Origin of the sequence: Anaerococcus nagyae (assembly GCF_017874535.1) — a bacterium.
GTDB lineage: Bacteria > Bacillota > Clostridia > Tissierellales > Peptoniphilaceae > Anaerococcus > Anaerococcus nagyae.
This window is the reverse complement of the sequence record NZ_JAGGLS010000004.1, coordinates 88,932-113,949: the sequence shown is the minus strand read 5'-3', so window position 1 is coordinate 113,949 and position 25,018 is coordinate 88,932. Positions and strand designations below refer to the sequence as shown.

The following is a 25,018-nucleotide window of genomic DNA, read 5'->3' as shown; positions in this document are numbered from 1 at the left end:
TTTTCACCTCTTAAATACTATACTATAAAAGCTACTTGTAATAAGGGTCCTTAAAAGTAAAATAAATATAATAAGGAGGCGTGATGAAGAAAGGTTTTTTATTAGTTATATCTGGACCATCTGGAGTAGGTAAGGGTACAGTTCTTCACGACTTGATGAATACTCAAAAAAATTTAGTTTATTCTGTATCTGCAACAACTCGTGATAAGAGAGATGGAGAAATAGAAGGTGTAAGCTATTTTTATAAGTCTCATGAAGAATTTAAACAAATGATTGATGATGATCAGTTTTTGGAATATGCTCATGTACATAATAATTATTATGGAACTCCAAAGGAATTTGTAGAAAATAAGATTAATGATGGTAAAATTGTCGTTCTTGAAATAGATGTTCAAGGTGCTGTTAATGTAAAAAAGAATACTGACAATGCCGTCTTCATATTTTTAGCGCCCCCTAGCTTATCAGAACTTAAAAATCGAATTGTCGGTCGTGGGACAGAAACAGAAAATGACATTAACCTTAGAATGAAAAATGCAAGAAGAGAGTTAGAGTATATTAAATATTATGATTATTTAGTTGTAAATGATCATATTAATACCGCTATTAACTCTGTAAATGAAATAATTAATGCTGAAAAACATAAAGTTTTTAGAGAAGAAGATTTTGATATAAAGGAGATCTTAGATGAATAATCCATCTTTTAAAGAATTATCAGAGATTAGTCCAAGTAGATATGATATATGTATGATGGTATCAAAAAGGGCTAGAAGAATTGTAAGTGGCTCAGCTCCTCTTACAAAAAAAGTAGAAGCAAAACCTGTAACACAAGCTTTAAATGAAGTTGTAGAAGGTCAAGTAAGAAAAAAATGATTGATAATAAAAATATTTTATTAGGTGTTTCTGGTGGCATTGCTTGTTACAAAACACTGGAACTTTGTTCTAGATTAGTTAAAAAGAATGTAAATATTAAAGTCATAATGACAGAATCTGCTAAAGAGTTTGTAAGACCTGTAACTTTTGAAACAATGGCTAAGGGTTTAGTTTATTCAGATATGTGGGAAGGCCATCATGAAGAAGTTCACCACATAGAATTACCAAAGTGGGCAGACCTTATGCTTATTGCACCTACATCAGCTAGTACTATTGGTAAAATGGCAAATGGTATAGCAGATAACTTTTTAATTGCTTCATATTTAGCCTGTCAAAAAGATGTTATTATAGCTCCTTCTATGAACACACAGATGCTTTTAAATCCAGCAACTCAAAGAAATCTTCAGACTTTAAGAGAATATGGGGTAAAAGTTATAGCTCCAGAATCTGGTGTCCTAGCTTGTAATACTGTTGGTGATGGTCGTATGGAAGAGCCGAAAAATATAGTTAAATATTTGGAAGATTATTTTACTGATAAAGATCTTGTTGGTAAAAAAATAATAGTATCAGCTGGTCCTACTATTGAACCAATTGATTATGTAAGATACATAACAAATCACTCTAGTGGTAAAATGGGGTATAATATTGCTAATGAGGCAAAAAAAAGAGGAGCAGATGTTACTTTAGTATCAGGTCCTGTTAATCCTTTTGAAATTAATGGTATTAATAAAATAGAAGTTAAAACAAATGAAGAGATGAAAAATGCTATTGAAGAAAACTTCGATGATGCAAGTGCTCTTATTATGGCTGCGGCTCCTGTTGATTATAGACCTAGCACGGTAAGTGATAGAAAGATAAAAAAATCTGGAGAATCTATAAATTTTGAATTTATAGAAAATTTAGACATACTAAAATATTTTGGTAGTAAGAAAAAAGATCAGACTATTATTGGATTTGCTGCTGAAACAGATGATTTGATAGAAAATGCAAATAAAAAATTAAATGTTAAAAATGCTGATTATATTGTAGCTAATGATCTAAAAAAAGAAGGTGCAGGATTTAATACAGATACTAATGTAGCAAGTTTTATATCAAAAGATGGTGTAAAAGATCTAGAGATAATGAGTAAAAAAGAATTAGCTAACGAAATACTAAACTTAATTAGGTGATATTATTTACGCAAAAGTAATAATTGATAGTAAAAGTAGATTTTTAAATCGTAGTTTTACTTATCATATACCAGAAAAATTCAATAAGAAAATAGATATAGCAATGAGAGTCTTAGTTCCTTTTGGCAAAGGAAATAAGACTAGCGTTGCTTTTGTTTATGAAATAATAGAAAATATCGATGCAAGTTATGAGATAAAAGATATTTTAGATATTATTGATGATAATAGACTAATTTCAGATGAACTTATGAAATTAGCTTTTTTTATGAGCAAAAATTATATGTCTCCAATACAAGCTTCGATAAAACAAGTTATGCCTCCAACAGATATTAAAAATGTTAAAATATATTACTATAATAAAAAAATGATAGATGGAGATCTCTCTAATTATCTAAATAAAAAGCGTCAGATGTCTGACATAATAAATAAATTTGGGGACATAAAAGATAAAGTTTTAAATCTTGTTAAAAAAAATGAAATAGGTGTGTATTACGATACTAAAGATACTCAAACTGTAAAATATGACGAATATGTGGAATTAGTAGACGATATAAGTATTAACTTAACTAAAAATGCAAAAAAACAGGCTGAAATAATAGATTATTTAAAAGCTAATGGAAAAATAAAAGTAAGTGAATTACTTAGTAAAACAAATGCACCTAGATCAAGTTTTAAGTCACTTATAAATAAGGGATTTATAAAAGTATCTAAGCAAGAAAGAAACAAAGAATTAGATATCTCATACAATCCTTACCAAAAATTTTCCTTAAATAATGATCAAGACAATGCTTTTAATATTATAAAAGCTAATCCTAAAGGACAATTCTTATTATTTGGAGTAACCGGATCAGGTAAAACGGAAATATTTCTACAAATGGTGGAAGAAGTTATAAAAAGAGGACAAGAGGCAATTATTTTAGTTCCAGAAATTTCACTTACACCGCAAACCATTGAAAGATTTAAGGGTAGATTTAATGAAAGAATTGCTATAATTCATTCTGGATTGACAGCTTCAGAAAGGTTTGATCAATGGAGGATGATAAATAATGGGGAAGTTAAAATAGTTATAGGTGCGAGATCTGCTATATTTGCCCCTTTTAAAAATCTTGGAATAATAATAATTGATGAGGAGCATGATGTTTCTTATATTTCTTCAAAAGATCCCAAATATCATACAGATGAAATTGCAAGATTTAGAGCTGACTATAATAAATGCAATCTTATATTAGCTTCTGCTACCCCTTCTATAAATACTATGAAAAAAGCAGAAGAAGGTGAGTATCAACTAATCCATCTAAAAAATAGAATAAATAATTCTATGCCAGATATAGAAATAGTAGATCTAAAAGAGGAGCTCAAAAACTCTAACTATTCAATTATTAGTCGTAGATTATATGAAGAAATAGATAATAATTTGAAAAAAAAAGAACAAATCATTTTATTTTTAAACAAAATAGGTCATGATTCCTACACCTTCTGTAGGACCTGTGGTTATGTCATAAAATGTGAAGCTTGTGATGTAGCCATGACTTATCATAAGAATGTAGATAGATTAGTTTGTCATTATTGTGGTAGAACAATAAAACAACCTAGAGTTTGTCCTAATTGTCATTCTAAAAAAATAAAAGAATTTGGAGCAGGTACGGAGAAGCTTGAAGAAGAAGTGAGAAATTTATTTCCTAAGGCAAATATTCTTAGAATGGATAGCATGACATCAAATAATAAAGCTGCTTATGAATATATGTATAAAGGTATGAAAGAAAAAAAGATCGATATCTTATTAGGAACTCAAATGATAGCTAAAGGACTTGATTTTAAAAATGTTACTTTGGTTGGAATAATCTCAGCAGATTTAAGTTTAAATGTTGGAGATTTTAGATCTCAAGAGAATACATTTGAATTATTGACTCAGGTTGCAGGTAGAAGTGGAAGAGATAAGAAAAAAGGAAAAGTAATAATTCAAAGTTATAGGCCAGATAATTTTGTTATACAGGCAGTTAAGAATAATGATTACGATAGTTTTTATAAAAATGAGCTCATGGAAAGACAGGCCTTTTCCTATCCTCCATTTAAAAACTTATTAACGATTAAAATTATAAATGAATCTAGAACTCAAACAATAGATATTTCAAGAAGATTTGCTATTGATTTAAAAAATCATCTAGGAGAATATTTAGAAGTTGAGATTATCGGCCCAAATCCTTGCAAAATATCAAGAATTAATAATAAACATAGGTATAATATTATTGTTAAAGCTAAAGATAAAGACTTAAGCCAGGTTGTATATATAATTAATAAACTTAAAAATTTGTATATAAGTAAATATAAGGACACGAGCTTTATACCAGCTATAAATCCAATAAGTATTAATTAAGGAGTTTTAAATGTTTGATTTTTTTAAGAAAAAGAAGAAAGAGGATGAAAATAAGAAAGAATATTTAGAAGAAACATATCAAGATGATGAAGCTGAGGAAGAGTGGCAGGTTGAAGATGAGTATGAAGAAGATTTTAAACCATTAGAAGGTGGAGAAACTTTAGTTTTTGAATCATCTAATGCTGATCTTGAAGAAGAATTTAGTTATGATGAATCTGAACATAATGAGAACTTAGATTCAAATCATATCTCCACTGAAGACCTCACTAATTCTAGTGATTTTAATTATGAAGAAAGTAATAATTATAAAAAAGAAGAAATTTATAATCAATCTTATGAAGAATCAGAGAATAAAGGTTTCTTTGGAAAACTTAGAGATGGTTTATTAAAGACAAGAGATCAATTTTCTTCTCAAATTAAGAATCTTTTTACTTCTAATGTAAAAATTGATGACGAAATGTATGAAGAGTTAGAAGACATTCTAATCTCAGCTGACATAGGCATGGAGACAACTTTAGCTATTGTTGATTCATTAAGATATGAAATAAATGAAAGAAATATTAAAGATTCTGATGAAATATATCCATTACTAGAAGAAATAATGGTAAGGCACCTAGATCGTGATAATTTAGATAACGATTTAAACTTTAGAAATAATGAATTAGCTATTATTTTAGTTATAGGTGTAAATGGCGTTGGTAAAACTACAACAATAGGTAAATTAGCTTATAATCTCGAAAAAGAAGGAAAATCTGTAATGCTTGCTGCAGCTGATACATTTAGAGCAGCAGCTATTGAGCAATTAGGAGAATGGGCTGATAAAGCAAATGTAGAAATGATAGCCCATAGCGAAGGAGCTGATCCTTCAGCAGTGATATTTGATGCAATTAAATCTGCTAAAAATAAAGATATTGATGTATTAATTTGTGATACAGCAGGTAGACTTCACAATAAAAAGAATCTAATGAAAGAGTTGGAAAAGATTAATAAAACCATAGATAGTCATGCTGGATCAGCAACACGTGAAAATTTACTAGTTCTTGATGCTACTACTGGTCAAAATGCAGTTAATCAATTGCGTGAATTTAAAAATGTAACTGATATTACTGGTCTTATACTGACAAAATTGGATGGAACAGCAAAGGGAGGAATTATATTTCCACTTCAATATGAACTAAATGTTCCAGTAAAATATATAGGCCTAGGAGAAGGAATTGATAACTTAGAAAAATTCGATTCTAAATCTTTTGTAGACGCTATGTTTTAACTATTGATATTTTAATAAGTCTATAGTAAAATAGTACAGTACTACAAAAATATACACATTATCCGATGGATATTTCGTTGCCAACAATGGTTAAATACCCAAAAGAAGATAGTGGAAGAAGAAAACGGAGGAATTTATATGGCAGTAGTCTCAATGAAAAAATTACTAGAAGCTGGTGTACACTTTGGTCACCAAACAAGAAGATGGAATCCTAAGATGGCTAAATACATCTTCACAGAAAGAAATGGAATCTATATAATAGATTTACAAAAGACAGCGGTTCAAATAGAAGATGCCTATGCAATGATTAGGGATATAGCTGCAGATGGCGGTGATGTTTTATTTGTTGGAACAAAAAAACAAGCACAAGATTCTATTGAACATGAAGCTAAAAGATGTGGCCAATACTATGTGTCAAATAGATGGTTAGGCGGAATGCTTACAAACTTTGATACAATAAGAAAAAGTATAGACAAACTAAAAAGATATGAACAAATGGAAGAAGATGGAACATTTGATCTTCTACCTAAAAAAGAAGTACTACAGTACCAAAAAGAAATGGATAAATTAGAAAAGAATCTTGGCGGTATTAAAGAAATGGATAAACTACCAGACGTAATATTTGTAGTAGATCCAGGAGAAGAATCTATAGCGGTTCATGAAGCAAGAATATTAGGTATTCCAGTTGTAGCGATAGTAGATACAAACTGTGACCCAGATGAAGTTGATTTAGCTATACCAGGAAATGACGATGCTATTCGTGCAGTAAAATTAATAACATCTGTAATGGCTGATGCTGTAGTGGAAGCAAATCAAGGTAACGAATTTGATCCATCCAATGACAACTTAGCAAATGAATTTTTAGAAGAATCAGACGATCAAGAAGTAAAAGAAGAAAAAAACGAAGAAACTAAAGAACTTTCATCTGAAGAAATAGCTGATGCAGCAGAAGAAATTGAAACAGCTGCATATGAAGATAAAAACGAAGAAAATCAAGGAGAATAAGATGGCAGTAAGTGCAAGTTTAGTTAAAGAATTAAGAGAAATGACAGGCGCTGGAATGATGGACTGTAAAAAAGCATTAGAAGAAACTAATGCTGATATTGACGCAGCTGTTAAACTTTTAAAAGAAAAAGGACAAGCTACTTTAGACAAAAAAGCTGGTAGAATAGCAGCTGAGGGTGTAATTGGTTCATATATTCACAATAATAAAATTGGTGTGATCGTAGAAATTAATACTGAAACTGACTTTTCAGCAAACACGGATACTGTAAAAGACTTTGCACGTGATATTGCCATGCATATTGCAGCTGCAAATCCTCTTTATATCTCTGAAGAAGATGCAGATGAAAATGATATAGCACAACAAAGAGAAATTCTTGTAAATCAAGCAATTAACGAAGCTTCTGATAATATGCCAGAAGATAAGAAAAAAATGATTGCTGAAAAAAAAGTTGAGGGTAGACTTAAAAAATACTTATCAGAAGTATGCTTATTAGATCAACCATACATTAAAAATCCTGATCAAACAGTAGAATCATATCTAAGAGATACAGCTAATAATGTTGGAGAAAATATAAAAATTAGAAGATTCGCTAGATTTGAAGTTGGTGAAGGAATCGAGAAAAAAGAAGAGGATTTCGCTGCAGAAGTAGCTTCACAAATGAATGCTTAATTAAATAAATTTTATTTATAACCACCTATATTTTTAATAATGTAGGTGGTATTTTCAATCAAAACTACCAGCCAAACTGGTAGTTTGTACAGCGCCTATAAGGATCTGCATAGCAATTGTTTTTTTCTTAAGTATCTTTCGTATAAAACTCAATTTATGGTATAATTATAAAGGAATGTAAATTCCAAGTAAAATTTCATAGGAGGTGATAATAAATGGATAATCCAGTTTTTATAATCGTTACTGTCGCCTTCGTATTGTTAGCTTTTATTTTAGGCTTCATTTATCAAAAAAAATCTAGTGAAAAAAAGATAGGCTCAGCAGATGAACTAAGTCGTCAAATCATTGAAGATGCTAATAGGCAAGCAGAAACACTAAGACGTGAAAGTCTTGTTGAAGCAAAGGATGAAATCTCCCAATTAAGATTAGAAAATGATAAGAAGTTAAACAAAAGAGGCGAAGAACTTGATAAAAAAGAATCTCGCCTATTTAAAAAAGAAGAAAGTCTTGACAATAGAGCTTTATTGATTGACAAAAAGGCTGATCAAATCTCTAGTGATCAGAAGAGGTTAAAACAAAAAGAAGACAGCATTGATAAACTGATTGAACAAAAACAATTAGAATTACAAAGAATTGCAGGCCTTACCAATAGTGAAGCTAAAGAAATTATCTTAGAAAACGTTAAAAAAGATACCATCCATGAATCAGCCAAACTTATAAAAGAAGCTGAAGAGAAAGTAAAATCTGAAAGTAAAAAAATAGCTACTGAGATTCTTGCTACAACAATACAAAGATATGCAGCAGATCAAGTAGCAGAAAATACTGTATCAGTGGTTACTTTGCCAAATGATGAAATGAAAGGTCGAATTATCGGTCGTGAAGGTAGAAATATAAGAGCCTTTGAGCAGTTAGCTGGTGTTGATCTTATTATCGATGATACTCCAGAAGCAGTTGTAATATCATCATTTGAACCTGTGAGACGTGAAATTGCGAAAATAGCTCTCGAAAGATTAATTCAGGATGGACGTATCAATCCTTCTAGAATAGAAGAAACTTTGCAAAAGTCTGAAGAAGAAATTGAACAAAGAATGATTGAAGATGGTGAAATATCCACTGAAGCAGCAGGTGTTCATAACTTACATCCTCAACTAGTAAAATTAGTTGGTAAGATGAAATATAGAACAAGTTATGGACAAAATATTATGAAACATTCAGTGGAGGTGGCTAATATTGCTGGAATGCTAGCTGAAGAAATTGGCGCGGATGCACAAATAGCTAGACGTGGGGGACTTTTGCATGACATAGGTAAAGCTATAGATCATGAATTAGAAGGCACACATGTCGAATTGGGAATTGATGTAGCTACAAGATATGGTGAGAATAAATATGTTGTAAATGCTATACAATCTCATCACGGTGAGGTAGAGCCGAATTGTATAGAGTCAATTCTTGTACAGACTGCAGATGCAATATCTGCTGCTAGACCTGGAGCAAGGCGTGAAAGCTTAGAAAATTATATTAAAAGGCTTGAAAGTCTTGAAGCTATAGCTAATTCCTATGATGGAATAGAAAAATCATTTGCCCTTCAAGCAGGTCGTGAGTTAAGGATAATGGTCAAACCAGATAAGATATCTGACGATGAAATGATTGTAGTTGCTAGAGAGATTGCAAAAAGAGTCGAAGATGAATTAGAATATCCTGGTGAAATTAAAGTTAACGTACTAAGAGAATCAAATGCAATTGAATATGCAAGATAATTTATTATTCATAATGACAATCTAAAATAAAACTGCCTTTGAGGGCAGTTTTTTAATTAGATTAAAATAATTTAATGAAATTTAAGATTTATAGTTATAGGGAAGAGAAAAACAATACAAATATCCCTATAAATTATTGCACAAAATAATAATTTTGTGCAATAATTGTATAAAAAAATAATAGAGGTACAATAAGATTATATTATAAATGAATTAGATATTTTCTTATATAATAATAAATTTTAAGGAGTTTTATATTTTTTATGACTAGACCTATTGTACTTGTAGATTATCTAAATTATTTAAAGTCTATTCGCGGTCTATCTTTAATGACTATTAAGGAATACTCTTATGACTTAGAAGTTTTTTTTGAATATCAAATTATAAGAAAAATATATTACGGAGATAGATCATCTTATGAAAAAGATTTTAAAGACTCAGATATAAACAAAATAATAAATCCTGATTTTTTAGGAGATTTAAATATTACTGATTTTTACTCTTATCTTTCTTATTTAGATAATGAAAAGAATGATAATCCTACTACAAGATCTCGTAAAATTTCAGCTTTAAAGTCATTTTATAATTACTTATATCAAGAAATTGAAGTGATTGATAAAAATATTACTATTAAGCTCAAAAATCCCAAAATTAGCAAAAGACAACCTGTATATCTCACATTAGATGAAACTGAAAGACTACTTTATGTAATAAATGCAGAGAAAAATGACTTCTTGAGAGCTCGTGATTTAGCTATAGTTTTTACGTTTTTAACTACAGGTATGAGATTATCTGAGCTAGTTAGTATTAATGTAAACGATATAGAAAATGATCATTTTTCAATAGTTGGTAAGGGTAATAAGGAAAGAACTATCTATCTTACTGACAATGCTTTAAGATTAATTCATCATTATTTAAAAGTAAGAAACGATTATTTAGGAGATAAATATGTAGATGCCTTATTTGTTTCAACTAGAAAAAAACGTATTAGTAATCGCACAGTTCAGGCCACTATAGAAAAATATTTAGAAAAAGCAGGATTTGATACATCTATATATTCTACTCATAAGTTAAGACATACAGCAGCTACATTAATGTATAAATATGGTAATGTAGATATAAGGGCTTTAAAAGATATATTAGGACATACTAGCATTTCCACTACTCAAATATACACCCATCTTGAAGATGAAGACTTAAAAAAAGCAATAAATAAAAACCCATTGTCTGATATGGAGATATAAGAACAAGGGTACTTATATGTATCCTTGTTTTTTAAAACGGCTTAAAACGAGTTTTAAGGCAAGCTTTCCATGATAATAATTAAGTCCACCTTGCAAGTAAGCTATATATGGTTCTCTTAAAGGACCATCAGCCGAAAGTTCTGATGTAGAACCTTCTACAAAACCACCTGCAGCCATAATTACAGGATCTTCATATCCTGGCATTGGAAAAGGTTCTGGCACTAAGTTAGAATCTACAGTTGAAGCTTCTTGTATAGCTTTGCAAAAAGTTATAACTTTATCAGGATCTTTAAATTTTATAGCTTGAACCACATCACTTTGAGGTTCATCAATTTTAGGAACAACTTCATAACCTAAATCATTAAAAACTCTGCCAAAAAGCATTCCAACTTTTATAGCTTCTTTTACTATTTGTGGTGCAAAATATAAGCCTTGTAAAACGGATCTGCTTGTACCAAAACTTAAGCCTTCATCTTTGCCAATACCTGGAGCGGTTAGTGTATTAGAACAATATTCGATTAAATCAGATTTTCCACAAATATAACCACCTGTTATAGCGATTCCGCCACCTAGATTTTTGATTAAAGAACCAGCAAGTATATCTGCACCAATTTCAATAGGTTCTTTATATTCTGTAAATTCTCCGTAGCAATTATCTATAAATATAATTGTATCTGGATTTATAGTTTTTATTTCCTCAATTGCTTTTTTTATTTCTTCAATTGTAAAAGCACGTCTTTGCGTATATCCAGTTGATCTTTGAATCAAAGCTAGCTTTGTATTAGAATCAACTACTTTAGAGATATTTTTATAATCTATCTTATTATTATCATCAAGAGATAATTTTTTGTACTTGATACCTTTTGATAATAAATTTCCTTTTTTGTCTCCAGCTATACCGATAACTTGTTGCATTGTATCATATGGATCATCAGTTATTGCAACCATTTGATCTCCATTATTTAATAATGCGAATAAGACTAATGAAAGCGCATGAGTACCTGCAACTATACTAGGCCTTACAAGAGCATCTTCAGCTTTGAATATATCAGCAAAAATTTTTTCAACTTTTTCACGACCAATATCAGCATAACCATAACCAGTTGCAGTTATAAAATCTTGTGTATTTAAATTATTTTTGTTAAAAGATTTTAAAACTTTAAGCTGATTGTATTCAGCTATAGCTTCAAGATTCTCAAAATCTTTTGTTAGCTTTTTCTCTTTATCTATTATTAAATTATCAAATGACTCATCGATTTTATAATGAGTGTATATTTCATTAAAATTCATAAACATCCTTAATTATACTTATTATTATATCATTAGCATCATCTTTATTTAAATTATCCATCATAATTTCATGGGTAAAATTATATAATTTATATCTTTTCATCCAGGTTATTTGCCTTTTTGCATAATGTCTGGTATTCTTTTGAATCAAATCTATAAGTTCATCTATATCAATCTCTTTATCAAAATAAGGAAACAGTTCTTTATATCCTATAGCTGCCATAGATTGAGAATCTTTAGTAAGTTTATATTTTTTAATTACACTAACAAATTCATTTATAAGTCCAGCATCTAACATTTTTATTACACGATTGTTAATATTTTCATAAAGTTTGCTTCTGTCTTCATAATTTAAGAAAAATAAAATTGGATCTATAGTATTATTTAAAACTCTCTCACCTTTTCTAAGTTCTGAAGGTTTTTTGCCTGTCATCTCATATATTTCTAAAGCTCTAATTATTCTTTGGGACTCATTTTCATGATATTTATCTGCTGTTTTTGGATCTAGTTCTTTTAATTTATTATATAAAAATGAGTTACCCTTTGAATCAGATATATCTTGTAACTTTTTTCTTATTTTGGGATCTTTTGGTGTATTCCCATAATTCATTTCAAATAATAAAGAGTCTATATAAAATCCTGTTCCACCAGTAAGTATTGGTATATTTCCATTATTATTTATATCGTGTACTATTGGCTTTACTAAACTAGAAAAATCTTCCACTGTAAAATTTTCATTAGGATTAATAATATCAATCATATGATGCTTAATACCTCTGAAATCAGATTCCTTATTAGTGCCAATATCCATGTCTTTATAGATCTGTTGACTATCACAGGAAATAACTTCTCCATTAAAAGTTTTTGCAACTTTGATAGCTATATCACTTTTGCCACTAGCTGTGGGTCCTGTAATTATTATTAATTTATCTTTCAAAAAAATTCTCCAAACTATCTTTATTTAAAACTAACAAAGTTAACTTACCATCATTGGTTTTATAAGGATTATCAAGTTTAAATAATTCGTTTAATAAATTGATAGATTCATCTTTATTTATATTATGACCTTTTCTAAAAATATTACTTCTAATAAACTTTCCAATATTCTTATAAAAAATTTCATTTTTATTTTTAAAATCTATATCTAAAATATCGTAAAAAAAGCTTTCACTTTCTGGAATATCAAATATTTGAGGAATAGATCTAATGATTATTTGAGATTCTCCAATTTGATCAATATCAAAACCTAAATCCATTATGGATTCTTTTTTATTATCAAATTTATCTTTATCATTTGCTTTTAAATTTATTATAATAGGCTCTAAGAGAATTTGACTACTAACACTCTTGTTAGACATATTTTTTATGAATTCATTATATTTTATAGCCTCATCAGCACGTCTATGATCTAAAACAATTATTTCATCTTCAGATTTTTTAAATAAAGAATACTTTCCAAAAATACTTGTTAAATATAAATAAGAAAATTTGCCTTCTAATAAGCTTTTTTGTTGATCTGATTTAATTTTAGTATAATCGTTATTATTAAAACTTTGTTCATTACTAGAAATTATTTTTTTATCTTCATTAAAAAAATCATCGTTTTCATATAATTTAGCATCTTCTTTTACAATATTAAAAGATTTATATGAATCTAATAGATTTTGATAGTTACTTAAATCTGGTATTTGTTTATTTTCTATCTTTTTATTGGTAATTTCGGCTGGATTATTTTCTTTAATTAAACTTTTATATATGCTTGTAGATAGTAAACTAATCAAGTCATCTTCATAGTTAAATTTTATAGTTTTTTTATTAGGATGAACATTTACATCTAAATTTTTAGGATTAGTATTTACAAATAAAAAGAATGCAGGAAATCTACCATTAGGTATATAAGATCTATATTCTTTTTCTATATTGTTAGTTATTATATTACTATCTATTAATCTATTATTTATAAATAAGTGTTGTAAAGATCTACTTCCTCTATAATAATTAGGACTTGATATGAACCCATCAATATTATATATATCATTATTAGCAGAAATTTTAATAAGTTTATCTTTTAAATTAGGATCTAAAAGATTTGGAATTTTAGTCTCCAAATCTTCACTCCCATGACTTATAAACTCTACTCTTCCATTCTTAATGTATTTAAAAGATATATCATTGTAGCCTATTGCTAATGAATATATAAGCTTAGATATAGCATTTGTTTCAGCAATATCAGATTTGAGAAACTTTTTCCTTACTGGTAAGTTATTAAATAAATCTTTTACTATGATGCTTGTTCCAGTATTTGTTGCTATGGAAGATTCTTTATATTTATTATTTTTAAATTCTAATTTTTTGCCTATTTCCTCTTCTTTGGTTTTAGATATAGCCACTAAGTCGCTTACACTTGCTATACTTGATAAGGCTTCTCCTCTAAATCCTAAAGAACATATATCATATAAATCATTAAAGTTACCAATTTTAGATGTTGCATGTTTTTCAAATGCTAATATCATGTCAGCCTTATCTATACCAGTCCCATCATCTGTAACTCTAATAAAAGTTTTGCCCCCATTTTTTATTTCAACAACTATATTTTTGGAATTAGCATCTATAGAGTTTTCCACAAGTTCTTTTACTACTGAAACAGGTGCTTCTATAACTTCACCTGCTGCAATCTGTTCTATTGTATAGGTATCTAGCTTTACAATAGCCATTATAACTCTCCTATACTTTCTATAAGTTTATTTAACTTATTTATTGCTTCTATAGGAGTTAGCTCATTAATATTTATATTATTAGCTTCTGATTTTAAATTTTTATATTTATTTTCATTTATTTCATATATAGTAGATTTAATATCAGAATCTTTATTAAGATTAATACCAACTTCAGAGTTAAGATTATTCATAAATTTTTGAGCATTATCAGTAATTTCTTCTGGTAAACCACTTAATTTAGCTACATCTATTCCATAACTCCTGCTTGATCTACCTTCTTTAATTTTTCTTAAAAATACTAAATTATTATTCTCTTTTAATATTTCCATTTTTAAGTTTTTAACATTGTTAAGCTCATCTTCAAGAATGGTTAACTCATGAAAATGTGTAGCAAATACTGTCTTAAATTTCTTTTTCTTTGAAATATAATCTACTAAAGCCATAGCAATGCTCAAACCATCATCCGAAGACGTTCCTCTGCCAACTTCGTCAAGTATGACAAAAGAATTATTTGTAGCATTTTTTAAAATATTAGAAACTTCATTCATTTCTAACATAAAAGTAGATTCACCCTTAGAGATATTATCACTTGCACCAATCCTAGTAAAAACTTTATCACATATACCTATTTCAGCATAGCTTGCTGGTACAAAAGACCCCATTTGAGCCATAATAATTATTATGGCCATTTGTCTCATATAAGTAGACTTGCCAGCCATGTTAGGTCCTGTTATTATTTGAATGATATTATCGTCTTCACCTATATTAGTGTCATTTGCTATAAACTCATTCTCGTTAAGTTTTTTTTCAATTACTGGATGTCTACCATTTTTAATATTAATCATATTTTCATTATTTATTATTGGTCTTACATAGTTATTGGTTAGCGCTACTTGTGAAAGTGTGTTTAGAGCGTCAATATTAGCTATCATCTTTGCTAAAGACTGTAATTTTAAAGTTTGATCAAGTATTTGATTCCTAATATCATTAAAAATCTCATATTCTAAATCATTGACCTTATCTTTTCCACCTATAATAAGATTTGAAAGATTTTCTAAAGTTTCGGTTGTATATCTTTCCTGATTTTTAAGAGTTTGTTTTCTTATATAAGAATTAGGTACCTTATCTAGATTAGATTTAGTTATTTCTATTGAGTATCCATTATTTTTATTATAAACTATTTTATAGTTTTTAATTCCTGTAGTCTCTCGCTCTTGAATCTCATAATTAGTCAACTTTTCTAGGGCATTTTTAGAATCAGATTTTAACTTATCTAAATTATCATTAAAGTTCTCTTTAATGATCCCGCCATCTGTTATAGATATAGGCGGATCATCAACAATTGCTTTATCTAAAAGCTCATATAATTCATCCATTTCTGGTAAGTTTAATCCTAGGTTTTTAATATTACTATCATTAATATCAGATAGATATTTTTTGAGATCTGGCATATTCTTAAGAGAGTTTTTTAAAGAAATAAAATCTCTTGCATTTGCTCTTTTATATGAAATCTTTCCTAATAGTCTTTCTAAATCATAAACATCTGAGAGATAATTTGATACATTTTGAGAATCAATTGTATTATCTTTAAAATAATCCACTATATCTAATCTGCGATTGATTTTTTCTATATCAATTAATGGTCTTTCCAACCATTCATTAATTATCCTAGAACCCATAACAGTATCGGCTTGGTCAAGAATTTTAAGTACTGTATCCTCTTTACTATTATTGTTTAAGTTCCTATGAAGTTCTAGATTTTTTCTAGTGTTTGCTTCCAATTCTAGATAATTGGATATTTCAAGAACTTCTATATTATTTATATGATTAAGTTTAGCGTCGTAAAATTTATAAATATAATCTAATAAATTTGCTAAGGATACAAGAGACAACCTTTTGTCTGAAACTTTTTCTAAATTCTCATCTCCTAAGTACTCTATAATAGTTTTTATTCTTTTATAATATTCCCTATCATCTTCTATATAATTAATAAATATATCATTATTTATGTTTAAATATTTTTTTATTTCCGTTAATTTAAGATCATTGTTAATTATAATTTCGGAAGGATTTATCTTCTCTATTTGATCTATAGCTTGTTTAGCTATTAAGTCGTTAGAACCCTTGATTTCAATCGTATATAAAGCCCCTGTAGATATATCACAATAAGAAATACCTAATCCATAATTATTTTGAAAAATGGATAATAGATAATTATTCTCTCTTGTATCTAGCGATTCCATATCAGTTATAGTACCAGGTGTAACAACTCGAGTTATTGCACGTTTTACTAATCCCTTTGCTTTCCTAGGATCTTCTACTTGATCACATAAAGCAACCTTGTATCCTTTTTTTACAAGCTTGTTAACATAATTATCTATAACATGATGAGGAACACCACACATAGGAGCTTTTTTATCATGTCCGCATTCTTTTCCAGTAAGGGTAAGACCTATAACTTTACTAGTTATTATAGCATCGTCAAAAAAGCTTTCATAAAAATCCCCAACTCTATATAATAAAAGAGAATCTTTAAAATTATCTTTTACATCAACATAGTGTTTTAGCATTGGAGTTAATTTCTCATAAGTAAAGTTTTCTTTCATTTGTCTATCCTCATTTCTATATAATATTATACCATAAAAAAATACTCACATATTTGTGAGTATTTATGGAATTACTGTATATCAATTACTTTTACATTCTTTATCCAATTATTAGAATCATCTAAACTTGTATCAATAATAGCCATCTTACCATAATTTTCCCCTAATTCATATATTGGTGTACCGTCTATTTTATATACTAAGTAAACTCTATCAGGCTCTAAAGCTGCAGACATAGATAACTTTTCTAAATTTCCTTCACTATCTTCTAAAACTAAATAAGCTCTATCTTTTAAATTTATATCTTGATTTCCTATAATTTTTTCTATAGGAACACCATCAATATTTACTTTCTCTAATCCATTATTATAATAAACTACTTTATTTTCAGATCCTTTTTTTCTAATCTCTTTTAATGTCATAGAATCTATCTGATCACCATTTGACTTTAAAATAAGTATTTCATGATCGTACTTAGAAAGATCTCTTTCTTTAGAATAGTTTCTTATACTAAAGGATAATATAAAAATAGCGGCAATAGCTACTAATGATATTATCAATCTATATTTATTTCTTTTTAGTCTCTTCTTTACTTTCTTTTTTGCCATTATTTGCCAGTGGAACCAAATCCGCCTTCACCCCTATCCGTATCATCTAAACTATCAACAACTTCTATTTCAAATTGTTTATAGGGTTGGACTATTAATTGAGCTATTCTATCACCATTTTCTATTGTTTGTTCTTCTTCTCCATAATTATAAAGATAAATCATTATCTCTCCCCTATAGTCAGAATCAATTATTCCAACAGTATTAGCTAACATTATTTTTTTCTTAACTCCTGTTGAAGATCTTGGATAGATCGCTCCAAAATAACCTTCTGGAATCTGGACTTTAATCCCTGTATCTATTTTAACTGTTTTTTTAGGTTCAATTACTATATCCTTATCAGTTTTACAATGTAAATCTAGTCCAGCTGCTCCCTTAGTTTGATATGCTGGTAAATTATCCTTATATACAATTTTTAATTTCTCATTCATTTAATCACCTTTTCTAAAGATTAATATACCAATTTTTGTGTAAAATTACAAAGAAAGTATAGTAAATTTAAGAAAAGAGGTAACAATGGAAAAGGTAATAGAAAGATTCTTAAAATATATAAGTTATGATACAAAAAGTGATCCCCAAAATGGCGAAAAAGAAAAACCCTCTAGTAAAGGCCAATGGGATTTAGCTAAAGCACTAAAAAGCGAATTAGAAAAATTAGGACTTGATGCGAGTATAAATGATGAATGTTTTGTATTTTCTGAAATAAAATCTAATACAGATAAAAAACTCCCTACAGTTGGATTTATTGCACATATGGATACTTCGCCTGAAATGGATGGAAAAATTGAAAATCCACAAATTATCGATTATAAAGGTGGAGATATTAAACTAAATGATAAAAGATCGATTACAGTTAATGATTTCCCAGTATTAAAAGACTTAGTAGGACTAACTTTAATCACTACTCGTGGCGAAACTTTACTTGGAGCTGATGATAAGGCAGGTATTGCTGCTATTATGAATATGGCAGAATACTTTATAAATAATCCTAAAATTGAACATGGAGATATTAAAATAGCTTTCACACCAGATGAAGAAATTGGTACAGGTGCTGATACTTTTGATATAGAATATTTCGATGCAGATTTCGCTTATACAATTGACGGAGGTTATTTAGGCGAACTAGAATATGAAACTTTTAATGCTGCATCAGCCAAAGTTAATATAAATGGAAAATCAGTACATCCAGGTTCAGCAAAAGACACTATGGTAAATTCTACATCAGTGGCATTTGAATTTGATAGATTATTAGGTGAATTTAAACGTCCAGAACATACAGAATGCTATGATGGTTTTTATCATTTAGTTTCCATTGAAGGTGATGTAGAAAATACAAAAATGGAATATATAATTAGAGATCATGACAGAGATAAATTTGAATCAATGAAAAAACAAGTTATATTAAACAAAGAATATCTTAATAATAAATATGGGGATATAGTATCAGTAAATATAAAAGATAGCTATTATAATATGGGTGAAATATTAAAAGATAAACCAGAAATTATAGATTATGCAAAAGAAGCTATGAAAAATCTTGGTATTAAAGTTATAACTAGTCCAGTACGTGGAGGTACTGATGGATCTAAGCTTTCATTTATGGGACTGCCTTGTCCTAATATATTTGCTGGAGGTTTAAACTTCCACGGAGTTTATGAGATTCTTCCAGTTGAGTTTTTGATTAAATCTTCAGAAACAATTATAGAAATTGTTAAAGTTATTGCAAAAAATAGTTAGTAGTATTATAATTGATATAGAAGTTAAAGCAATACATACTAAGAAAGGGAGTAAATAATGTCAGATAAAAATAAACATCAAGTAATTGATCCTAGCACAGGAGAAGTAAAAGATTCATCACAATATCACGGTAATGAAGAACTAGATAAAAGTAGTCGTGAAAGCAATGATACGAAAGGTGGAGATGATCTAGATAAAAAATACTCTTCAGATCAAGAGCATCTAAAAACTGAAGTGGATGAAGCAGATCAAATTTCAAATGTTGGTGTTGAGGCAAGAAGAACTCGCGAAGATGATTTGTCAGAAAATCCATCAAGAGATAAATAATTAATACTAATAAAATTATAAAAATTTTATTCTAATTTCAATATAAATAAGCTTTAACAAAAAAATCAGAGGTAATTATAACAACCTCTGATTTTTTATTTAATTATTATCAGAATCTTCAGATGGATTTTCTGATATTTCATCAACTCTAGTTCTTCTTCCTTCAGCACTTGGTGCTGATACTTGTCCAGCTTCATCAATAGTTGTATTCCTATATTCAGTGTCAGTAGTGAATTTTACATCTGGATCATCCCCACCATTAGTTTCTTTGTTATTTTTTACATTTTTCTCTAAATTCTTATCCCCTTCAAATTGGCTAGCCTCTGATTCTTTTCCTGTTTGTGGATCAATTATTGTATCTTTTTCTTTTTTATTTTCTGTCATATTATTAACTCCTTTTTATTTTATCAACTTAACTACTTAAATTTATACCCAGATTATAGACTTACTACACATGAACAAGATTTTATAATTGATTATAAATAAATTATTTAAAATTTATCCTTCAATGACTTTTCTAAGCATATCTCCAGCTTCAAGTGGAAGATTTATGGTCATTGATATTTTTTCTTTAGGTCTATTTGCTACTTCTAGTTCTTCACCCTTATTATTTCTCATATTATCAATTTTATAATTATAATAATCTTTATAATTTCCAAAAATTTCTATTTCATCGCCTAAAAAGAATCTATTTCTTTGTTCGATAATAGCTTCTTTAGTTTTTGAATTATATTCTAATACGACTCCTATAAAATCATATTTCCTAATATATGAAGAATTTTCATAGATTTGAGTATTGCTATCTGGTTTATTATAAAAGAAAGCTTTAGTATAATGTCTATGACTAGCTTTTTCTAATTCATTAAAGTATTTTTGAACAATTTCTTTATTGTAGTTCCCATCATAATAAGCATCTATAACTTGTCTATAAGATCTTACAACTGTTGCTACATAAAAAGCAGTTTTCATTCTTCCTTCTATTTTGAAACTATCTATTCCTGCTTCTATTAACTTATCTAATTCATCTATTAGACATAAATCTTTAGAGTTCATTATATAAGTGCCAGACCCGTCTTCTTCAATTGGATAATATTCACCTGGTCTATTTTCTTCTTGTATTGAGTATTTCCACCTACAAGCTTGGGCACAGTCCCCTCTATTTGCATCACGTCCTGTCATATAGTTACTTAATAAGCATCTTCCAGAATAAGAAATGCACATAGCTCCATGCACAAAAACTTCTATTTCTAAATCTTTAGGAGTATTTTTCCTTACCTCAATAATTTCTTCTAATGACAATTCACGAGCTAAGATTACTCTTTTTGCCCCCATCTTATACCAAAAGTTGACTGTATCTGTATTAGTTACAGACGCTTGAGTAGAAATATGTAAATCTATATTAGTCAGTTCTTTAGCTTTCATAAATATACCAGGATCAGATATAATTAATGCATCTACCCCTATCTCATTTAAAAACTTTAAATAATCTTCTATTCCATCCAAGTCATTATCATGAGGTACAATATTCATAGTTATATGAATTCTTACACCATTTTTATGTGCATATTCTACAGCATCAATCATAGCTTGATGATCGAAGTTTTTGGCATTTGCACGAAGACCAAAACTATCTCCAGCCATAAATACAGCATTAGCTCCAAATTTTACTGCTGCTTTTAATCTTTCCATATCTCCAGCGGGGGCTAGTAATTCTACTTTTTTATCTGTCATTATTTCTCCTTATAACTTAATGTTAATCCATCACCTATTGGAATTATAGTTGTAAAAAAATCTTCTCTATCCATGACATAGGCAAGATAATTTCTTAATCTTTTTACTATAGTTATCATTCTACGATCTATTAGATCATCATTTGTAACCATGCCTTTAAATAATACATTGTCAGCTACTATTATCCCATTTTCATTTAAAAGTTCAGCTGAGCGTTTAAAGTAATATTCGTAATGCGCTTTGTTTGCATCAATAAAAACAAAATCAAAGCCTTGATTTATATCATTCAAGGCTTTTTGTGCATCATCATTTATTAAATTTATATTTGTATTATATTTTTTGAAATTATTACGAGCAATATCAGCTATTTCACTGTCTAATTCTATGGTTGTAATATTTGCATTTGTATATTTCTCAAATACTAGAGATGAATATCCTATAGCAGCTCCTATTTCAAGTATAGATTTGGGCTGTTTAATTTTAAGTATTGTTTTGATAAACTCCTTAGTTTCAACATTCATAATAGGAACATTATTATTTAAAGCATACTCTCTTAGATCTAAAAAGTCACTATCTTCAATAATATCTGATAAATATTGACTAGTATGAGGATAATTTATATATTTCATTATTTTCCACTTCAGATATTACTGGAAGAATCATCGGATCACGACCAAGTTCATTGTATAAATATGATTTTAAATCTTCTCTAATTTGATATTTTATTTGGCTAATAGCTCTAATTTCTTCTTTTTGACATTTTTCGAATGATCTAATTACAACTTCTTTAGCATTTTCTATAATATCTTGGTTTTCTTTTACATAAACAAAGCCACGGGATACTATCTCAGGACCTGCAAGTAATGTTTGAGTATTTCTATCAAAAGTTATAGAAACTACCATTAAACCATCTTCTGATAAGTGTTTCCTATCTTTAAGCACAATATTACCCACATCGCCAATTCCAGATCCATCTACTAAAACATTTCCAGCTTGTACTTTCCCATTCTTAGTAGCAGATTTTTTAGTAAATTCAACTACATCTCCATTCTCTAATATAAATATATTTTCTTTCTTCATTCCCATATCTATAGCAAGATTTTCATGTGTTTGTAACTGTCTAGCTTCACCATGAGCAGGTAAAAGATATTTTGGTGTAGTTAATTGATACATTAGTTTTATTTCTTCTTGACAGGCGTGACCTGATGCATGGACTTTAGCTAATGAAGAATATATTATATTACAACCAATTTTAGTAAGTTTATTTATCGTATTATTTATAGCTATTTCGTTACCTGGTATTGCAGATGATGAAAGGATAACTGTATCAGATTCATTTAAGCTAATTTGCTTATGTTCTCTATTGGCCATACGAGTAAGAGCTGATAGAGGTTCTCCCTGAGTTCCTGTAGATAGAACTACTACTTCATCATCTGCATAATTTTTGACATTTTTCATATCTATAAGTGTATTTGTCTTAACATGAAGATAACCAAGTTCACTAGCTATTCTTACGTTATTTATCATTGATCTACCAGATAAAGCTACTTTTCTATTATATTTTTCTGCAGCATAGATAACTTGTTGAACTCTATGAAGATTTGATGCAAATGTAGCTACAATAATTCTGCCTGAAACTTGTCCAAATATTTTTATAAAAGTATCACCAACATCTTTTTCGCTTACAGAATGTCCAGGTCTTTCCACATTTGTACTATCTGCAAATAATGCTAATAAACCTCTCTTACCAAGTTCTGCTATTCTTTGAACATCAGTTGGATCACCATCGATTGGTGTAAAATCCATTTTAAAGTCTCCAGTGAATAATATGGTACCTACTGGACTTTTTACAGCAATAGAACATGAATCAGGAATAGAGTGGCTTACTCTTATAAATTCCATGCTAAGTTCGCCAACTTTTACCTTATTATTCACATTAACCATTTTAATCTTATTCGGATTAAGGCCGTGTTCTTTAAATTTATTTTCTAAAAGTCCTTTAGTTAGTTTTGAACAGTAAACATTAGTATCCACATTCTTTAAAAAATAAGGAATAGCACCGATATGGTCTTCATGGCCATGAGTCACAAATATTCCGCCTAGTTTATTTTTATTTTCTTCTACATAAGTAAAATCAGGTATTACTATATCTACGCCTAACATTTCTTCATCTGGAAATGTTAGACCACAATCTATCATAACCATATCGTTACCATATTCAACTACAGTACAATTTTTACCTATTTCTTGTAAACCACCTAAAGGTATTACTCTTAGTTTCTTTTCTTTTGACATTTTTACTCCTTTTTATCTTGACAATCGGAGCAAATTCCATAAATTCTTAATGAATAATATTTTAAATCAAAACCGTAATCTTTTTTTAATGAATTAGCTAATTCATTATTTGATAGGCATTTATCTTCCATGATTTTCCCGCAATTAGTACATATAATATGATCGTGATGATCATTTACAGGATCTATTAACTCGTAAGTATAAGCTTGATCTGTAAATTCTTGTTTATTTACAATACCAAGTTCTTCAAAAATATTTAAAGTTCTATAAATTGTAGCTATACCAACTTGCTTATGATCTTCATGTACTTTTGAAAAAAGCTCTTCTGGTGTTACATGTTTTGGCGAGCTATCCTTTAATACATTAAAAATTATTTCTCTTTGCTTAGTAAATTTTTGATTATTTTTCTCAAAAATTTTTCTAATTTCATTAGTTTCCATTGCTTTCTTCTCTCATTTCTTCATATAATTTAATGATCTCATCAAGTTCATCTTGATTTTCAATAGATTTAAATTCTATTTCATCATCTTTATTAATGATTTCCATAATGAGGATTAATTCATCGTCATCTTCTTGTAAAGCACAGAAATTCCTGTCATCTACTCCGAAAGTATCTATTATATTAAATTCAACTTCATTGTTATTTTCATTATATAAAATAATACTATCCATTTTTTCTCCTATCTAGATAGGTTTGTAGAATAAAGCTAGCAGCTATCTTATCTATATGTTCTTTTCTATTTTCTCGTCTAACTTTCATATCTATAAGAACTTTTTCTGATTGGATAGTTGTCATTCTCTCGTCTTCATAGATAATTTCTTTATCAGTTTGCTTTTTTAATAGGTCAACAAAACTCATCACTTTCATAGATTGAGGACCTATAGAATTATTCATATTTTTAGGTAGCCCTACTACAATTGTTTCTACATCTTCCCTATCTATTATTTCTACTAACTTAGCTATATCTAAGCTAGCCTTTTTTCTTTTTATAGTTTCTAATGGATGTGCCATCAAAAACATAGGGTCGCTTAATGCAACCCCAATTGTTTTATCTCCAACATCCAAACCCATTATTCTAGTCATTGATGTAACTATTCAATAATTCTTCTAAAATTTCATCACGGTCAACAGCTCTTATTAATTTACGAGCTCCATTATGAGCTGTAATGTAGGTTGGATCTCCTGAAAGAAGATATCCAACAATTTGGCCGGATGGTTTATAGCCTTTTTCATCAAGCGCATTATAAACTGTAGTCAAAATTTCTCTTATATCCTTTTCTTCTTCTCTTTCAGGTTTAAAGAGCATAGTCTCATTAAATTTGTTATCCTTATCAGTCATTATAATCCCCT

Annotated in this window: 25 protein-coding genes; 11 read left to right on the top strand and 14 right to left on the bottom strand. The window is 28.7% G+C overall.

All coding sequences use genetic code 11. The features are described from left to right. Nucleotides 1-83: 83 nt before the first annotated feature. The 9 genes from gmk to J2Z39_RS04510 all read left to right on the top strand — a co-directional run bounded on the left by gmk (nucleotide 84) and on the right by J2Z39_RS04510 (nucleotide 10,356). Nucleotides 84-692, top strand: coding sequence for a guanylate kinase (gene gmk / locus J2Z39_RS04550; RefSeq protein WP_209813999.1), 609 nt, complete (start codon nucleotides 84-86; stop codon nucleotides 690-692). Next, a complete protein-coding gene (rpoZ, locus tag J2Z39_RS04545) occupies nucleotides 685-870 on the top strand; it encodes a DNA-directed RNA polymerase subunit omega (protein ID WP_117521669.1) in 186 nt (61 codons plus the stop codon). Before gmk ends, rpoZ begins: the two co-directional genes overlap by 8 nt. Then, a complete protein-coding gene (gene coaBC, locus J2Z39_RS04540; protein ID WP_209813997.1) occupies nucleotides 867-2,039 on the top strand; it encodes a bifunctional phosphopantothenoylcysteine decarboxylase/phosphopantothenate--cysteine ligase CoaBC in 1,173 nt (390 codons plus the stop codon). The genes rpoZ and coaBC overlap by 4 nt, the downstream gene beginning before the upstream one ends. A gap of 1 nt (nucleotide 2,040) precedes the next feature. Then, nucleotides 2,041-4,413 (top strand): primosomal protein N', encoded by a 2,373-nt coding sequence (gene priA / locus J2Z39_RS04535; protein ID WP_342589591.1) that lies wholly within the window; start codon nucleotides 2,041-2,043, stop codon nucleotides 4,411-4,413. Nucleotides 4,414-4,423: 10 nt separating this feature from the next. Next, nucleotides 4,424-5,680 (top strand): signal recognition particle-docking protein FtsY, encoded by a 1,257-nt coding sequence (ftsY, locus tag J2Z39_RS04530; RefSeq protein ID WP_209813995.1) that lies wholly within the window; start codon nucleotides 4,424-4,426, stop codon nucleotides 5,678-5,680. Between the two features lie 138 nt (nucleotides 5,681-5,818). Next, nucleotides 5,819-6,685, top strand: a complete 867-nt coding sequence (rpsB, locus tag J2Z39_RS04525; protein ID WP_117521665.1) for a 30S ribosomal protein S2 — start codon at nucleotides 5,819-5,821, stop codon at nucleotides 6,683-6,685. Nucleotide 6,686: 1 nt separating this feature from the next. Beyond that, nucleotides 6,687-7,355: a translation elongation factor Ts gene (gene tsf, locus J2Z39_RS04520; RefSeq protein WP_117521664.1), complete on the top strand. Its 669-nt coding sequence runs from the start codon at nucleotides 6,687-6,689 to the stop codon at nucleotides 7,353-7,355. Nucleotides 7,356-7,570: 215 nt separating this feature from the next. Continuing rightward, entirely contained in the window at nucleotides 7,571-9,112 is a 1,542-nt protein-coding gene (rny, locus tag J2Z39_RS04515) for a ribonuclease Y (protein WP_117521663.1), read from the top strand. A gap of 263 nt (nucleotides 9,113-9,375) precedes the next feature. Then, a complete protein-coding gene (locus J2Z39_RS04510; protein ID WP_117521662.1) occupies nucleotides 9,376-10,356 on the top strand; it encodes a tyrosine recombinase XerC in 981 nt (326 codons plus the stop codon). Between the two features lie 12 nt (nucleotides 10,357-10,368). Here J2Z39_RS04510 and J2Z39_RS04505 read toward each other — a convergent pair whose 3' ends face one another. From J2Z39_RS04505 to dut, 6 genes are all read right to left on the bottom strand, one after another. Then, nucleotides 10,369-11,646: a methionine gamma-lyase family protein gene (locus J2Z39_RS04505; protein ID WP_209813993.1), complete on the bottom strand. Its 1,278-nt coding sequence runs from the start codon at nucleotides 11,644-11,646 to the stop codon at nucleotides 10,369-10,371. Beyond that, entirely contained in the window at nucleotides 11,636-12,583 is a 948-nt protein-coding gene (miaA, locus tag J2Z39_RS04500; protein WP_209813991.1) for a tRNA (adenosine(37)-N6)-dimethylallyltransferase MiaA, read from the bottom strand. The genes J2Z39_RS04505 and miaA overlap by 11 nt, the downstream gene beginning before the upstream one ends. Next, entirely contained in the window at nucleotides 12,573-14,360 is a 1,788-nt protein-coding gene (gene mutL / locus J2Z39_RS04495) for a DNA mismatch repair endonuclease MutL (RefSeq protein WP_181965125.1), read from the bottom strand. The genes miaA and mutL overlap by 11 nt, the downstream gene beginning before the upstream one ends. Beyond that, nucleotides 14,360-16,969, bottom strand: a complete 2,610-nt coding sequence (mutS, locus tag J2Z39_RS04490; protein WP_209813989.1) for a DNA mismatch repair protein MutS — start codon at nucleotides 16,967-16,969, stop codon at nucleotides 14,360-14,362. Before mutS ends, mutL begins: the two co-directional genes overlap by 1 nt. A 71-nt stretch (nucleotides 16,970-17,040) precedes the next feature. Continuing rightward, on the bottom strand, nucleotides 17,041-17,577 hold the full coding sequence (locus tag J2Z39_RS04485) for an oxidoreductase (protein ID WP_209813988.1): 537 nt from the start codon (nucleotides 17,575-17,577) through the stop codon (nucleotides 17,041-17,043). Beyond that, entirely contained in the window at nucleotides 17,577-18,008 is a 432-nt protein-coding gene (gene dut, locus J2Z39_RS04480; protein ID WP_117521656.1) for a dUTP diphosphatase, read from the bottom strand. The genes J2Z39_RS04485 and dut overlap by 1 nt, the downstream gene beginning before the upstream one ends. 85 nt (nucleotides 18,009-18,093) lie before the next feature. On the opposite strand from dut, the gene pepT reads away from it, so the two are divergent. Next, nucleotides 18,094-19,314, top strand: coding sequence for a peptidase T (pepT, locus tag J2Z39_RS04475; protein ID WP_209813987.1), 1,221 nt, complete (start codon nucleotides 18,094-18,096; stop codon nucleotides 19,312-19,314). A gap of 57 nt (nucleotides 19,315-19,371) precedes the next feature. Further along, the gene (locus tag J2Z39_RS04470) at nucleotides 19,372-19,641 is read left to right on the top strand and encodes an elastin-binding protein EbpS (protein WP_117521654.1); all 270 of its coding nucleotides are present in this window, start codon (nucleotides 19,372-19,374) and stop codon (nucleotides 19,639-19,641) included. A 99-nt stretch (nucleotides 19,642-19,740) separates the two neighbouring features. Here J2Z39_RS04470 and J2Z39_RS04465 read toward each other — a convergent pair whose 3' ends face one another. The 8 genes from J2Z39_RS04465 to J2Z39_RS04430 all read right to left on the bottom strand — a co-directional run bounded on the left by J2Z39_RS04465 (nucleotide 19,741) and on the right by J2Z39_RS04430 (nucleotide 25,007). Then, nucleotides 19,741-20,025, bottom strand: coding sequence for a hypothetical protein (locus J2Z39_RS04465; RefSeq protein WP_117521653.1), 285 nt, complete (start codon nucleotides 20,023-20,025; stop codon nucleotides 19,741-19,743). Nucleotides 20,026-20,139: 114 nt separating this feature from the next. Then, nucleotides 20,140-21,372 carry a peptidase U32 family protein gene (locus J2Z39_RS04460; RefSeq protein WP_117521652.1) on the bottom strand — a complete coding sequence of 411 codons (1,233 nt, stop codon included), beginning with the start codon at nucleotides 21,370-21,372 and terminating at the stop codon, nucleotides 20,140-20,142. Further along, nucleotides 21,372-22,001 carry an O-methyltransferase gene (locus tag J2Z39_RS04455; protein ID WP_209813986.1) on the bottom strand — a complete coding sequence of 210 codons (630 nt, stop codon included), beginning with the start codon at nucleotides 21,999-22,001 and terminating at the stop codon, nucleotides 21,372-21,374. The genes J2Z39_RS04460 and J2Z39_RS04455 overlap by 1 nt, the downstream gene beginning before the upstream one ends. Further along, the gene (locus tag J2Z39_RS04450; RefSeq protein WP_117521650.1) at nucleotides 21,973-23,667 is read right to left on the bottom strand and encodes a ribonuclease J; all 1,695 of its coding nucleotides are present in this window, start codon (nucleotides 23,665-23,667) and stop codon (nucleotides 21,973-21,975) included. The genes J2Z39_RS04455 and J2Z39_RS04450 overlap by 29 nt, the downstream gene beginning before the upstream one ends. Before the next feature lie 2 nt (nucleotides 23,668-23,669). Further along, on the bottom strand, nucleotides 23,670-24,107 hold the full coding sequence (locus J2Z39_RS04445) for a Fur family transcriptional regulator (RefSeq protein ID WP_117521649.1): 438 nt from the start codon (nucleotides 24,105-24,107) through the stop codon (nucleotides 23,670-23,672). Continuing rightward, nucleotides 24,097-24,339, bottom strand: a complete 243-nt coding sequence (locus tag J2Z39_RS04440; protein WP_209813985.1) for a DUF1292 domain-containing protein — start codon at nucleotides 24,337-24,339, stop codon at nucleotides 24,097-24,099. Before J2Z39_RS04440 ends, J2Z39_RS04445 begins: the two co-directional genes overlap by 11 nt. Beyond that, nucleotides 24,332-24,751 (bottom strand): Holliday junction resolvase RuvX, encoded by a 420-nt coding sequence (gene ruvX, locus J2Z39_RS04435; protein ID WP_117521647.1) that lies wholly within the window; start codon nucleotides 24,749-24,751, stop codon nucleotides 24,332-24,334. The genes J2Z39_RS04440 and ruvX overlap by 8 nt, the downstream gene beginning before the upstream one ends. After that, nucleotides 24,744-25,007, bottom strand: coding sequence for an IreB family regulatory phosphoprotein (locus J2Z39_RS04430; RefSeq protein ID WP_117521645.1), 264 nt, complete (start codon nucleotides 25,005-25,007; stop codon nucleotides 24,744-24,746). The genes ruvX and J2Z39_RS04430 overlap by 8 nt, the downstream gene beginning before the upstream one ends. Between the last annotated feature and the right edge of the window lie 11 nt (nucleotides 25,008-25,018).